At 41.9% G+C, this 15,025-nt stretch carries 12 protein-coding genes; 3 read left to right on the top strand and 9 right to left on the bottom strand.

The window, feature by feature from the left end; all coding sequences use genetic code 11:
* Positions 1-135 precede the first annotated feature (135 nt).
* From M1F26_RS00875 to M1F26_RS00865, 3 genes are all read left to right on the top strand, one after another.
* Positions 136-1,698, top strand: coding sequence for a xanthine permease (locus tag M1F26_RS00875; protein WP_140171951.1), 1,563 nt, complete (start codon positions 136-138; stop codon positions 1,696-1,698).
* A gap of 76 nt (positions 1,699-1,774) precedes the next feature.
* Complete coding sequence (locus tag M1F26_RS00870; RefSeq protein ID WP_140171950.1) at positions 1,775-2,725, top strand: carbamate kinase family protein; 951 nt, start codon at positions 1,775-1,777, stop codon at positions 2,723-2,725.
* A 141-nt stretch (positions 2,726-2,866) separates the two neighbouring features.
* Positions 2,867-4,255 carry an amidohydrolase family protein gene (locus M1F26_RS00865; protein WP_140171949.1) on the top strand — a complete coding sequence of 463 codons (1,389 nt, stop codon included), beginning with the start codon at positions 2,867-2,869 and terminating at the stop codon, positions 4,253-4,255.
* Positions 4,256-4,306: 51 nt separating this feature from the next.
* Here M1F26_RS00865 and M1F26_RS00860 read toward each other — a convergent pair whose 3' ends face one another.
* The 9 genes from M1F26_RS00860 to sicA form a co-directional block, all read right to left on the bottom strand.
* Positions 4,307-5,281, bottom strand: a complete 975-nt coding sequence (locus M1F26_RS00860; RefSeq protein ID WP_140171948.1) for a nucleoside hydrolase — start codon at positions 5,279-5,281, stop codon at positions 4,307-4,309.
* Between the two features lie 24 nt (positions 5,282-5,305).
* On the bottom strand, positions 5,306-6,307 hold the full coding sequence (locus M1F26_RS00855) for a LacI family DNA-binding transcriptional regulator (RefSeq protein WP_140171947.1): 1,002 nt from the start codon (positions 6,305-6,307) through the stop codon (positions 5,306-5,308).
* Positions 6,308-6,383: 76 nt separating this feature from the next.
* The gene (locus M1F26_RS00850; protein ID WP_004262975.1) at positions 6,384-7,769 is read right to left on the bottom strand and encodes an MFS transporter; all 1,386 of its coding nucleotides are present in this window, start codon (positions 7,767-7,769) and stop codon (positions 6,384-6,386) included.
* Between the two features lie 231 nt (positions 7,770-8,000).
* Entirely contained in the window at positions 8,001-8,252 is a 252-nt protein-coding gene (locus tag M1F26_RS00845) for an acyl carrier protein (protein ID WP_140171946.1), read from the bottom strand.
* A gap of 100 nt (positions 8,253-8,352) precedes the next feature.
* Entirely contained in the window at positions 8,353-9,978 is a 1,626-nt protein-coding gene (locus M1F26_RS00840) for a hypothetical protein (protein ID WP_318837639.1), read from the bottom strand.
* A gap of 72 nt (positions 9,979-10,050) precedes the next feature.
* The gene (locus M1F26_RS00835) at positions 10,051-11,202 is read right to left on the bottom strand and encodes a hypothetical protein (protein ID WP_140171944.1); all 1,152 of its coding nucleotides are present in this window, start codon (positions 11,200-11,202) and stop codon (positions 10,051-10,053) included.
* 6 nt (positions 11,203-11,208) lie between these two features.
* On the bottom strand, positions 11,209-12,549 hold the full coding sequence (locus tag M1F26_RS00830; protein ID WP_140171943.1) for a type III secretion target, IpaC/SipC family protein: 1,341 nt from the start codon (positions 12,547-12,549) through the stop codon (positions 11,209-11,211).
* A gap of 19 nt (positions 12,550-12,568) precedes the next feature.
* Complete coding sequence (gene sctE / locus M1F26_RS00825) at positions 12,569-14,482, bottom strand: type III secretion system translocon subunit SctE (protein ID WP_140171942.1); 1,914 nt, start codon at positions 14,480-14,482, stop codon at positions 12,569-12,571.
* Between the two features lie 10 nt (positions 14,483-14,492).
* A complete protein-coding gene (gene sicA, locus M1F26_RS00820) occupies positions 14,493-15,005 on the bottom strand; it encodes a type III secretion system translocator chaperone SicA (RefSeq protein ID WP_272515802.1) in 513 nt (170 codons plus the stop codon).
* Positions 15,006-15,025: the final 20 nt, after the last annotated feature.

Genomic DNA, 15,025 nt, shown 5'->3' with positions numbered 1-15,025 from the left:
ATTTAAGTTGCAGCAAGGCGGCAAACGAGGATATCTCAGGGAGCATACTTCAGTATGTGACCTGTGTAGCCGAGTGTAGCCAACACAGTTGCAGCTTAAAGTATGATGGGTAATGACGGGTATGGGAGAATACTTATGAGTATACTAAATATCAAATGGAAACGTGGGGATTTGGCCGCCTACTTCGGCTTAATGACCAATAACCTAACCAACCTACTCACCATGATGGGTCTCTTGATTTTCGTTGTCGGCATCCCATCAGAAATTGTTTACGGCCGTATCGCACCAGCCTTTGGTTTCGCTGTTTTACTTGCCAGCGTGAGCTATGCTTACTTTGGCCAGCAAATGATAAAGCAAACTGGACGCAATGATGTCACCGCTTTACCATCAGGGCCCAGTGCGCCTTCTATCTTTACGGTGACGTTCTTAGTCATCATGCCTGTCTACCAAACAACACAGAATGCTGAATTTGCGATCCAAATTGCGCTGGTTTGGTGTTTTGTCGAATCAATGATCCTCGTCGGTGGTTCTTTCTTAGGTGAAACCATCCGTAAGATGATCCCTCGCACCGTACTGTTATCCTGTTTGTCAGGTTTAGGATTACTGTTACTAGCGATGAACCCGATGCTGCAAGCGTTTGAAGCACCAACGGTTTCATTCATTGTGCTGTTATTAATTTTCATTAACTGGTTTGGTAAAAAACCGATTTTTGCTCGCATCCCAACTGGCTTATTGCTGCTAATTGCCGGTACGGTATTGGCATGGGTTTCTGGCTTGCAAAGTGCGGAAGCAATCAAAGACTCAATGGCGTCATTTGGTTTCAACCCGCCGGGCATACATATTGATAGCTTCTTCCAAGGCCTGCCACACGCTCTGCCTTACTTAGCGTCTGCGGTACCACTTGGCTTAGCAAACTATATCTTCGACCTTGAAAATATTGAAAGTGCGCATGCTGCAGGTGATGAATATAATACTCGTAAGGTTATGTTAGCTAACGGTTTATCGTCTACAGTTGGCTGTTTTATGGGTAACCCATTCCCTGTCACTGTTTATGTCGGCCATGCGGGTTGGAAAGCCATGGGCGCTAGCGTAGGTTATACCCTAGCATCCGGTATCACTATGTTTATCGTCCCATTATTCGGTATCGGTGCCTTTATGTTAGCTATCATTCCAATGACCGCTATCGTGCCAATACTGGTGTTTATCGGTGTTGTCACCGCCAACCAAGTTGTGCGAGAAACGCCAAAAATTGAAGTTCCCGTTATCTTTATCTGTCTATTCCCATGGATTGCTAACTGGGCATTGACGATGGTTAATAGTGTCATGGGCGCGGCGGGCACCTCTGCGAGTGCAATTGGTGTTGAAACCTTGCTACACAAAGGTGTTTATTACCAAGGTCTAGTTCATTTAGGTAACGGTGCGCCGTTAGCCAGTATGTTATGGGGCTGTATTGCTATCTTTGCTATCCTCAACCAACCACTGCGTGGAGCCATTGCTGCTGCCGCGGGAGCAATATTAGTATTCTTCGGAATTATTCACTCCCCAGCGGTCGGAATTGCTACTGGTTCAACCTTGATGTTTGTTTACGCATACCTCATGATGGCAGCTTTATTTGTACTCAAACACTTTTTAGATAGCCGGAAATCGGTGGAAGAACAACAAGCTGAAAAATCTGAGAAACTCAGTAAGTCAGTGTAACTAAGCCAACCTTTTATAGTAGGTGTGCGCTGTACACCTACTATCAGCTAAATCTCTGTCTCAGGAAATATTAACAATGAAAGAACTCGTGGTTGTTGCCATCGGGGGCAACAGTATTATCAAAGATAACAACAGCCAGTCTATCGAAGCTCAAGAAAAAGCCGTTCAAGAAGTCGCACATCATATTAATGGCATGCTTGAAGGTAATTACAACATTGTTTTGACCCATGGAAATGGACCTCAAGTTGGATTAGATTTGCGCCGTGCAGAAATTGCACACGAAACCGAAGGTTTACCTTTAACACCGCTAGCTAACTGTGTGGCAGATACTCAAGGCGGAATTGGCTATTTAGTTCAACAAGCTTTGACTAACGTCTTAGCAAAACGCCATAACCGCCAAGCAATTACAGTAGTGACACAAGTTGAAGTCGATAAAAACGACCCAAACTTTAGCGCGCCAACCAAGCCGATTGGGGCATTTTTTACTGAGCAACAAGCTCAGCAATTACAGCAAGAAAACCCAAACTGGCATTTTGTTGAAGACTCTGGTCGCGGTTACCGCCGTGTGGTGGCCTCCCCCGAACCAAAACGTGTGATTGAATCACAAGCGATCCGCACTTTAACAGAACACAATTATGTGGTGGTTGCTGCAGGTGGTGGCGGTATTCCAGTCATTGATAACGGCAATGGTGGCTACAAAAGTGTTGACGCGGTGATTGATAAAGACCTCTCAACAACTTTACTGGCGAAAGAGCTCAATGCCGATATTTTAATTATCACCACAGGTGTCGAAAAAGTGTGTATTCACTTCGGCAAACCTGAACAAAAAGCACTTGGCGAAACCAGCACTAGCGACATGCAACGCTACATGGAAGAAGGCCATTTCCCAGCGGGTAGCATGTTACCGAAGATTGAAGCCAGCCTATCGTTTATTGCCAATGGCGGTAAACGTGTGATCATCACCACCCCTGAAAAGCTACCAGAAGCCTTACGCGGTGAAACGGGAACCCATATTGTTCAAGGGTAAGTTTCTATAATCTGGATCATGCGAATTTTTTGTTAGTCGCAAACCGCAATATTCCTCAGATCGTTTGATGACGATCTGAGTGGGTAAGTGTCGCTTAAAAACAGGAAATTCGACAGTAAATGGATATCACTAGGAGTTTCTATGAAAGCAGAAAAATCATCAGGCAGAAGAGAGTTCCTTTCCACCAGCGCTAAAGTCGCAGCCGCTTGCACTTTATTCGGCGCGGTATCGGGCTTTGCCTCCGCTCAAGACCAAACTAGCCAAAAAGCAGGCCAGTCCAGTATTACGGATAAACATTATTACCTCGATGACGTATTACTCGAAACTGGCTTTAATTACCAAGATTCAACGGTCGTCGGCACCCAAACCGCATTACACACTGTAGAAATCCGGGACGGTAAAATTGCAGCCGTTTTACCGAATAAACAGCATGCAGATGGCATATTAAATGCCTATAGTGCGCAAGGCAAACTGATGCTACCCGCCTTTCGTGACATGCATATCCACCTTGATAAAACTTTCTATGGCGGGCCATGGCAAGCGCCACAGTCACGTGAAGGCAAAACCATTATGGATATGATCGCGTTAGAGCAAAAATTGCTACCTGAATTACAACCTTTCACGGAAGAAAGAGCGAATGCATTGATCGCGCTGATCCAATCCCAAGGATCGACCATTGCTCGTAGCCATTGTAATATCGAACCCGTTTCCGGTTTAAAAAATTTAGAAGCCTTACAAAAAGTGCTTGGTGAGCACCAACAAGACCTAACTTGCGAAATCGTCGCCTTTCCGCAACATGGTTTATTACATTCCAAGTCAGAGGGTTTAATGCGTGAAGCCATGCAAGCAGGCGCTCATTACGTTGGCGGTTTAGACCCAACCAATGTAGATAGCGCGATGGAAAAGTCTCTCGATTCGATGTTCCAAATTGCGCTGGACTACAACAAAGGCGTGGATATTCATCTGCATGAAACGAGCCCTGCAGGCGTTGCCGCTATCAATTATATGATTAAAACGGTGGATGAAAACCGCAGCTTACGCGGTAAAGTGACCATCAGCCATGCCTTTGCACTGGCAACACTCACCCCTGAACAAGCGGAAAAAACGGCAAAACAGTTGGCTGAGCAGCAAATCACCATTGCCTCTACCGTCCCGATTGGCACACTGCATATGCCACTGAAAATACTAAATAAAAATGGGGTGTTTGTGATGACCGGAACGGATAGTGTGATTGACCATTGGTCGCCCTTTGGCCTAGGCGATATGCTAGAAAAAGCCAATTTATACGCGCAGCTTTATACTCGCCCTGATGAGCTATCGCTGTCCCGTTCACTGGCCATCGCAACAGGTAATATTCTGCCGTTAGATGAAAAAGGCCAACAAATGTGGCCAGCTAAAGGGGATGACGCCAGCTTTGTGCTGCTTGATGCATCTTGTTCTGCTGAGGCAGTCGCACGGATTTCCCCAAGATTCGCGACTTTCCATAAAGGCCATTTAGCCCACGGAATAATGCCAAAATCCGCTTCATAGTGATAATTAACATAAGAATAGCGCCTTTAGGTGCTATTCTTTCATGCCACACTATTTTTTCAGTTTAAGCGTATTAAAGATTAAATCTAATAAACCTGAGTTATCTACGGATTGCAGCACAGTAATTGGCTTTGTTTTTGGTTCAGGAACCCCAACCCGTAAGCGCAGTGCGTCATAGCAAAAGCTTTTACCGCGCAGCACTCCCTGAAGCTCAATACCTACGTGCTTTTTATCATAAGTCACCAGGCTCTTATCCAATAACCATGCTACGGTTAACACATCATGTATCCAACACCCTGCTAAATGGCGTGTCGCACGTGAATAGTCCATCCACGGTCGCATTGTTGCTACAAGAAAACGGCTCAGTGGTGTACCAATTTGAGCAAGCTTATCAAGATCCTCATGCACCATTTGCGTTTGTACGGTGACATCCATTGGCACTAAAGTCAGATTTGCTCCACTATTAAGCACCGCGTAGGCCGCTTCAGGGTCGATGCCAAAATTAGTGTCTTTCAAGTACCCCGGCACGTTAAAAACCGCCCCCATGATTACTATCTCTGCCACGTTTTTAGCCATGTCAGGAAACAACTGCATTGCTATTGCGATATTGGTTAATGGGCCAATGGCAATAATCGTGACTTGTTTTGGGTTCTGGCAAACTAACTCGCCAATACGTAACGCGGCTTCTGGGATAGACTTCGGTAAGCTAGGTATGGATGGAAGGCCATCCCATAGGTGCGTAAGTTGCGCTCGTTCAGCGCCGTTATCGAGTAGTTCACGCCATGGTGCGCTAGTTTCAACCAACGCTGACGACGCACCACGATAAACAGGAATATTTTCACCCAGTGAATGAACTAAATGACTAGCAACGTCAAAGCCAATTTCGCTAGGTGTATTACCCGAAACTGTGGTGATCATTTCCAATTTGATTTCAGGTGCAGCGATAGCCAGCGCAAGTGCTAGGCCATCATCAACATTCGCACCAACGACCCCATTACCGGGGTCGCAATCTATAATCACACGCATAAATTTCCCTGAAACAATAAATAATCAGCACCCACATGAGTGCCCGATTTGTAATTCAAATTCCACTTCACAAATGGCTTCTTTTTGCGGCCAATTTTGTAAGATGTGTATCGCTTTTTGCGCTATTTTATCAACAGGCTGGCGAACAGTTGTGAGAGTTGGAACAGTATATTCTGATTGCACGGTACCGTTAAAACATACCAGTGCAATGTCTTCTGGTACGCGTAATTTTAATTCTGCTAAGGCTTTTAAACAGCCAAAAGCTTGCAATTCATTCGTGGCAAAAATAGCTTCGGGGAATCCCTCTTCCCGCATCTGATAGATAGCTTGGTAACCCCAATCACGGGTGTATTCCCCCGATAAAATCCATTTTTGTTGTATGGATAACTCAGCTTCTGTCAGCGCAGCTTTCCAACCATTCAAGCGGTCTTGGGTATTGAGCATCTCATTTGGGCCGCAAATAATGCCAATATTTTGATAGCCATGCTTAATGAGATGACGAGTAATTTTATAGGCTGCGAGCTTCTCATTCACTTGAATGGTACTGATCCCTTCTGTGGCTTCAATCCTATCAAGCATCACACAAGGCGTGCCCGATGACTGAATTAAATCAACATAGGGATGCCGGTCAACACTGGTATAAATAAGCCCTTCAACTTGCCTGAGCAAAAGGTTATTAATCAGCTCTTTTTCACGAACCCGAGAATCCCCCGCATCCCCCAACAACAAGACATGTCCATGTTTGAATGCTTCACGCTGCAAGGCATGGGCAATAGAAGCTAAAAATGGGTTAGAAATATCGGGGATCACTAACCCATAAGTTTGTGTACTGCCAGATGCAAGAGCTTTAGCAATACCATTGGGGCGATACCCCGTTTTTTTGATTGCGGCTAACACCTTTTGCCGCGTTGCCTCTGCAACAGGACGAGGGCCATTGTTAATCACATAACTGACTACCGCAACCGAGGTTCCGGCTTCGCGGGCAACATCTACCCGCGTCACTTTACGGTCATTTGTATCTGACACCCAGCAATTCCTTTTTCTAACATGACTTTGCCAAAGAATAGCAGCCACTCTGACTTTTATATACAGCCATGCTTACTTATATCGCATCTTCTGGCAGATTTAGGTCACGGCCTCGCGTTTCCGGTGCAAAGAATGTGGTTACTAAACCAATACATGCCATCGCAATAAAATAAACGGCTATCGGCCACCAATGCCCTGTCCATGATAGTAATGCAGATGCCACCAGCGGCGCAGTGCCACCAGATAAAATAGAACCAAGCTCTTTAGCGAAAGCCATTTTAGTATAACGATTACGTACACCAAATAACTCCACCCCCCAAGCTGCTTGTACGCCAAAAATCCCTAGTGATGCTAACCCCATCCCGATAACAATGGTTGGAATAACAATCATTGGCTCTCGGGAGTCTAATAACATGAAAGCGGGCACGGCATACAACATCAGTAAAAAACAGAACCAGCGATAAACAATCCGACGCCCAAATTTATCTGATAACCACCCGGCAAATGGAATGATGGCAAAACCAAGAATTGACGCTATCAAAACCGCCGTTGTTGGCACAGATTTATCAACCAACAATATTTTGGTGACATAACCGATAATAAAGCCTTGAGCAAGATAAGATGGCCCATTTTCACCAATACGCAACCCGACCATGGTCCAAAACGCACGCGTTTTTTGCCAAAATGAACGGTTATCTACAGGGTGAGCGACAGCATCAGATTCCAATGCGAGGCGGCGTTCTTCAGCAAGCTGTTCTTTTTGCCGCTCAAAAACTGGCGTCTCACGCATATGTTGACGAATAAATAATGCCGCCAATGCGATCAAAATACTGCCAAGGAAAGGAATCCGCCATCCCCATGACATCAAACTTTCTTTGTCCATTTGTAACACTATCAACCAAATCATTGAGGCCAGTAATGTTCCACTGTTGGAGCCTAATGCAATAATCGAAGAAACTAAACCACGGCGTTTTACTGGCGCATATTCTCCCAACATCACAGTACCACCGGATAGCTCAGCTCCCGCCCCTAAGCCTTGAGCAAACCTTAGGATCACCAAACAAACAGGCGCCCAAACACCAATTTGTGCATGGCTGGGTATCGCACCAATTAATGTAGTCGATAGCCCCATCAATGCAATCGTGATGACCATAACCATTTTTCGGCCATGTTTATCACCTAGCCAACCAAAAAATAACGCGCCAATCGGACGTGCAATAAACCCGACTGAATAGGCTGCAAAACTGGATAACAGCGCCATAATAGGCGTTGCATCAGGGAAGAAAACATCACCGAAAATAATACCTGCCGCTAAACCATAGAGAGCAAAGTCTGCATATTCCATGGTTGTACCTAACCAACAAGAAAAAATCGCCCGCCGGAAATCTTTTTTTCCTTCTGGCGTACTTAACCGCTCTTGCGCGGCTTGTTGATTCGCCTCGATATTTAATTGTGTAGCCATAGTTATAAACCCTTGGTGTTGGCGCAAAGCCTATTAATCAAAAAATCTAACTGGCGTTTTTTATTTACTTAAAGGATAGTCTACGCGCGTAGAATTAAGCAAACGAGGGTATGCTATTTTGTGAGCGTTATCACTTGATGACAAAAATATGAATTTTAGATGACTGAAATGACACGATAGGAAATAAATCAACAAAAGCCACGTTCGAATAAAGACCGTGGCTTTCTGCTTTTATTTGACACTCAATAGATACTCGACAATATCCTGTAAATTATACCATTTCATCCAGACTTCATCGCTAATGGGTTGCCCGGTATACTGCTCAATGGCTGCTATCAACTCCAACATTTCCAAAGAATCAATATGCAAATCTCTTATTAGCGCTGAGTCCATGGTAAAAGGTTCTGTTATTCCTGAATAAGTCCGGATTTCCTTAATTTTATCTTCTACCCATTGTTGCTGAATTAAACTCTGTGCTGTCATCTTTAACCTTTTTCAGAACAGATAGCATTATCATACTAGCGCTCTTTATCTGTTTAATTATGATTACGGATTAACGCTCTGTGGCTGATTACTTTGTTTTCTAATCAGATAATTGCCACTTTACCTTCGTTTTCCCTGTTACTTCATCAACAATTTTTGTCGGTTCAAAACGATTACTGAACGTATTGGTATTATCAGGGATCCCCATTTTTTTCGTACTTGATGCTATTTGGCCATCCCCATAACGTATTTTTTCGGTTAAATTCGGGGTTAATGCCCCTTCCCACGTGAGTATGACCTTATCTGCTGGAGGAGCTTTGTCTTGCCAGATCTTCTTTGTTTTACCCGTCATCTTGTCAGTGACTTCAACTGCTTCGAAGCGTCTCGCTGACACCATTGATTTAGGGAGTAAAGCGTTTATATCGGGATTAAACTTAGACTCAGCAGGTGCTAATAGTTTACGACTGGCTTGTGCAGATGGATCCCGTGAGCTATCCAGAATGCTTTGGCGCAATTCATCAACTGAAGAAAGCCCACTTCCCGACACATCCCCGGTTAATACTGCTGGCAGCTCGTTACTAACTTGAGGAATATCTAACGTGCTTTTAAACCGAGGCATGCGAGCTTTATTTTCACCCTCTTCGATACTATTTTTTTGTACTGATTCGGGCGTTCGGTTATCTACTGATTTATTCTCCTGCTGCCTCGCTTTTTCTTCTTCATTACTCACAGCACTCAACTCTTTTGGCATAGAGTAACCATTGTGAATAGTGACGTTATTCCCAATTAGCCTAGAAAGCCCTGCCTCTGAACTCGTAGGCAATATAATAGGGTCTGTGCCACTATCCACCGTATCCTCTAGTTTGTTATCTTTTTTTGAGCTAGAAGTGACCACATTTTCAGCTTTGCCGTCTGTATTAATAGAAATACTTAATGACCCCATAATTTCGATGTATTGTTCACTTGCCGAAAATATATTATGGAGCTGCAAAAGCCTATCAACTGATTTATCAGTTTTATGTTTTACCAGTTGATTTTTCGCTTCCGTAATTAACCCATTTATTTTTTTCTGAAGAGATGCATCGAATAATTTATCTATCGGTAACTCTTCGATGGTTTTTTCAGATAAAAAGGGTCTTAATTTTTCTTTAATTGCAGGATGAACATATTTATCAATAAAGCGTTGGTTAAGTTCATCAATATTTTGATCGCTCAAGATATTATCAAAAAGCTCCGCTTCAAGCGCTTTTTGCGATGATTTAAGCACTTGCTTAAGATCTTTATCACTATTACTTTTATTAACTTGCTTAATTAATTCTGCAGCGCAGTCTAATACCTTTGATTCTTTAATTTCATCCGGAGTCAATAGCGTTAAAACAATGAGTGCGTTTTCAGGCTGATACTGCAATTTTTGCCCTTGAAGACTACCAGCATGCCCCAAATTCAGGGTTTTGGTTATCATTTCCAAACTGATACTAGATTTATTTTCAATTAATAGCGATTCAATTATATTCGCCTGTAACTTTTGGTTGTTCGAGTGTAAATCCTCACCATTACCTGACAGATTAAATGTTTTATCAATGGCCTGTTCTTTTAAAGGAAAATGAACTTCCAAGCCTACGTTATTAACTGAATTTATATCATTTGAAAATGATATTGGCCGATCATTTTTTTTGAATACTGGTAATGCATTATTTACCGCTGATGTCGTGCTAATTCCACCCATCCCTTCACCTTATTAATATATAATAATATTTCTAAAACTATTTATCCTACGAAGAAAACCGATATTCATCTATTACATATTGACATAACCATTATTATATTGTTGTAAGTCTTTATATAATTGGATAAGTAACTGAGTTAAAGTTTCAAAGTGACTATTATCTTGTCTAAAGGTTTCTAATAAACGAGACACAGAGCTATTAATCGCGTTTTTCTGGTTTTCAACCGCTGATTGTAAACTTTGGAATTCTTGAGCTGAAATATCACTACCATCATTCCATTCGCCAGATGAGTGATTAATGGCGTAAAATATCTCTTTGACCGGTTTTAAATCAGGGTAAATACACAGCTTTCCATTAACCCGTTTTGTCACGAACCCTTGGTCTGTCAATTTTTTTTCCCAGAATTCGTATTCTTGCGTCGTGCCTTTGACCTCCATTAACGGTTTGGCATTATCGAGATTAGGACTCCAGCCACCATAATATTCACCATAACCTTTTAAATTAAGTGATTTTTTTATATTTGCTACTTTAGCATGTAGCTCATTATACTCACTTAATTTACCTGTCATTCCAATCACAAACAGGTTTCCCATCTCCTTTATTTGTTTTTGTAATTTTTTTACCTCTTCTGTTTCACCAAGAACCTCAATCTTCATACTGGTACCAGAGTATTTCGACACAATGCTATCCATATCACCCAATACATATTCTTTGGCTAATTTGATCTTACCATCAGACCCAGCTTCCATATGACGAGATAACTTACTTACCATGGTATTCATATCATGCATATATTGGGTTGATGCTTTAACTAATTCACCATACTTTTTTTGGTAATTTGTATAAATGTTATCAATCGTCCCAGATAACCCTCTAATATGCGAACGGCCATTTGCGATATTCTCCGTTTTTCTCGTGGCTCTTAATGCCTTAACCTCCTCATAATCATCATTCGCACATTTGTTTTCAATTAATAGAGTTTCCTTTCTACCTTCAATACTTGCAGGGAGAATATCTTTCTGTTGTTGCTTATGCACTTCTTCTGGTACCGAGTATTGCATTTGGTCAAATACATCAAGGGCCTTATGGTAGAGCTGATGTGACTTATCAAATGCCGTTTCCACCTCTAGAAGCGGCTCTTGCGTTGTCTGAACCGATGCCAACACCGAATGAAATGACTCACAAGACCAATCTGTGGCTGATATATTATTTTCATAGCCCATAATTCTTTACCCCCCCACCATGACCTGCCTCGTTTTTAAGGCATTGTCCATGATTGTCCGTAAACTCTGTTGCATTTCTTTCGCAGTATTTAGGCTATTCTCAACTTGCTTGTCTTTATCTGAGGAAATTGTTCGGGCAACATCCGCGATTGATTGCTCAATCATTTTTTCTGCCTCTGCTGATTTCACATTGACCTGATTTGACGTCGTTGCTAACTGACCTGCATTATCTGACATCCGAGAAAATTGCTCAGAGACTCCCATTTGCACACGGGTTTTATTCATGATTTGCTCATGCTTTTCGTGTTGTGACAAACCGAGATCTTTCGTACGTTTAGATGCCTCATCAACCCTTTGGTTTACAATGTTTTTTTGGTTTTGTGTGGCTTGATTATTCAGCGTTACGGTTGACCCCTCTTTCCCCTCTAAACGCAACGGTTTCGTTGAGATATTCTCTACTTTTCCATTTACGCCAGATAACTTACTAGCACCACTAACATTTTGATTTCCTGGTATCAAGTTGTTGTTAATCGATTTTTGTTGTTGGCGCAGTCCTCTTGCTTGAAAAGCGCTACCGGCAGCCGTAATCGCAAGGGAAGTAAAGAAGCCCATCAGCGCCCCTTTAAATGTTTCTTTTCCTTCACGAATTGTCGAGTCTGCCGAAGCTTGTACCATTTTGGCATTTAATTGCAGAAACTCGGCACTAATACGACGATCTGAAATATTAATTTCCGCCATCACTTTGCGAATAATTTTTGAGAGTTCCACCATCAAATCGTTACTAACAATACCAACGAAAGCCTTGTTTTTTACGTTATCAATTGATTCTTGGCCTTTTTTTACGCCATTTCCTTCAATATTTTCCTCAGACGAACCCTTGAAGAAACTACTCGCAACCAATAGTTGAATGGCCTGAGACAACTGTTTTAAATCAGCATCATCAGGTAGCTGAGCATCTTCCATTAACCGCTCAATATGATTTTTTTCCTCAGTTAATACCTTACTGATTGCCAACTGAGTCTTCTCTGGTGTTAGAATTCGAAAAGCATGTAAATCATCCAATACGGTTAAATTATCTGAGTGCGTTAACGCTAAAATTTCCGCTAACATCTGGTCATTATCTGTTGAAAATCGAGGTGCATTTAATACAGGTTTACCCGTCATTACCTCAGGCCTTGATGCTATTGTATGTACATCATTTAGCTGTACATTTTGTGGCGAATGAGATTCAGCCATATTTTTGCTACTGTTTACGGCAGGTGAAATAGCCGGTGCAACGCCATCAGAGTTAATAACCCTCTGAAATAAAACTGATGATCCTAATCCACTTAAAGGTTGATGACCCATTTGATAACTCCTATATTAATTATGCAAAGCGAGCGGCTTTCAGCATTTTAGCTTTCGTATGGCCTGATTGGTTTAATGACGCCAAGATTCCGTTGAACATTTCTTCAATTTTTTCATAATTCTGGGACATGGATTTCAATAGAACTTTTAATAATTCATCCAGAGCCTGAATAGTTTCATTGTTGAGCATCATGCCTGCGAGCATTTCTTTCATATCTCGAATTTGGCTCGCTGCATACAAATTTAGCCCTCCCGTTGTTGCCGTATTCGCAACAGCCAACATCGCTCCTGTTCCCTTCATTCCAACTTCGAGGCGTGCTGCTACAACATTTTGAGTCTTAACCGTGTTGACTGCCTTATCCGAAATTTCCGTGATATTACCCATACTGTCCGCTTGGTCAGCGACTTTATCTGCCGCTTTCACAATGTCTTTCACATCATCGGATTTTTGCGCCACCTTAGTGGTCGTTTTTACGGCTTGTTGTAGGTCATCTATGCCGTCGGCTAACTTGCTAAACTTAGAAAGCATTACCATGTCATCCGCTGATTTCCCTACCTTCCCAGCACCACTCGCAATATTTCCTAAGGCATTAGTCAAGCTTTTTGGCATCGACTTAATAACACTTTTCAATAAAGTTCCGACGTTTTTAGCCAGCGTTTTTACGGCATTAGAGGCAACATTAGCGATGTTTTTCACAAAAGATGACATAGACGCTAATGAAAGCACCAAAAAAGCAATTGCAGCGACAACCATTCCAACAATGCTACCAATTTGTTTCGCTTGTTCTTCTGGAACACCAAATGTCATCAACATATCTGTTACTGCACTGGAGATTTTTGTCGCCAACATTTGCATCAAGCTACTTTGCCCCGTTTCTTCTAAAACGATATCAGCTATAGAAATGGCAATACCGATAGCAGCAACCGCTAAGGTTAATGGTGTAGCTGCACCAAAAGTCGCAACTGTGGCAACAAGAGAGACTGCAAGCATTACGTAGCTAAAAACCTTACTTGCACAAGAGGCTGCTTTATTGGCTTCTTCAGCTTTACGCTGTGCTTCTTCCGCTTCTTTGGCTTTTTTCTCTGAGTCTTTTCGCGTCGCTTCATTTATTGTTGCCATCACCGCTTCTTGCTCTTTCATATTACGAATCGAATCTTCATTCATCGATTTTTTAAGCTGTGCAGTTAACATGGTGAGTAGCGCCAGAGTGTTTTCCCATTTTTCACCATCAATTTCGATGCGGCGGGGCGCTGTTTCTACAAATTGGCTGAGTTTTTTGGCATCTTCACTCGCATTTTTCGCATAATTACCCGCTGACTCAAGCAAGTCATCAATTTTGGTTCCCAAGCTGGTAATTTTTTTATTTTCTGCCGCTATTTGCTGGTTAATTTCCGTTTGGTTTCCACCTTGCTGAGACTGAAGATCCACCAAACGTTCTTTACTTTCAGCACGCTCTTGCTTTAAAACATTCACTTCGTTATTAAGCGCATTAGCTTTATCTGTATTATTTGCAAAAGAGCTTAATAAATTATCTCCTTTTTCTCGAAGTGAATTTGATTCTATACTCAACATGTTAAGACGATTAGCCAGCTCGCTAATATTTCCTTCATGTAATAATTGGCGTAATGTTGAAAGGCTCTCAACGAGTATTGAGGTCGCGTTAAAGCTCTCTTGCTGTAGCTGTATTTTTTCCTCTTTCGCTGCAGCTGCCTTAGACATGACTGATAGAAGAGTTTTAGGTGCGGGCAGTTGTGGCGCATTTTCAATACGACTGCGCTTCATCTGCTCGGATGACGTTAAATCTTCACACACCGTTTCTAAAGCTAATACCGACTTGATGTATTCATCACCTAAACCAATTGGATTATTACCTTGCAAAAACGTATGAATATTCTTTATTCGTTCACTACTTAAATCGATAGGTTGAGCCATATAATTTCCTCTACTCTATATCATTTTCTTTATGTTCTGATTCTGTCTGCTTTAAGTTTTTTTCCAATACAGTTAAATAAGCTTGAGATTTATTTCGTAATTCAACATCAGCACTGCTTTTAACTACACTTTCAAAACAGTGAATTGCGGCACTACTTTTTTTCAACATTAAATTACATTGACCTGCATGGAAAAGTGGACGGTAATCATTTTTCGCTAATACAAATGCAAGAGCATATAGTTCTGTTGCTTTGTCATATCGCTTCGTTAATTGATAGACAGCAGCCAGTCCCATCACATAATCTGTATTATAGAAATCATAAATACTTAGAAACCGAAAAAAAGTTTCTGCTTCTTTTAATTTACCTTGTTGATAAAACTCGTATGCATAAGAATAGATCCCATCCATTGTACCCTGTGGAATACCATGAATATCTTTATAAGTTGCCCCATCCATTAGTGCAGTTGTAATATTTTCAAGTAACTCTTCCATATCAGATTGTTGAAAACTCTCTGTTTCCATATTATTCATATATTTACCTT

This window comes from Providencia sp. PROV048 (assembly GCF_033688165.1).
GTDB classification, from domain to species: Bacteria; Pseudomonadota; Gammaproteobacteria; order Enterobacterales; family Enterobacteriaceae; genus Providencia; species Providencia hangzhouensis.
The sequence above is the reverse complement of the archived record's forward strand: the minus strand, read 5'-3'. Positions and strand labels throughout refer to the sequence as shown.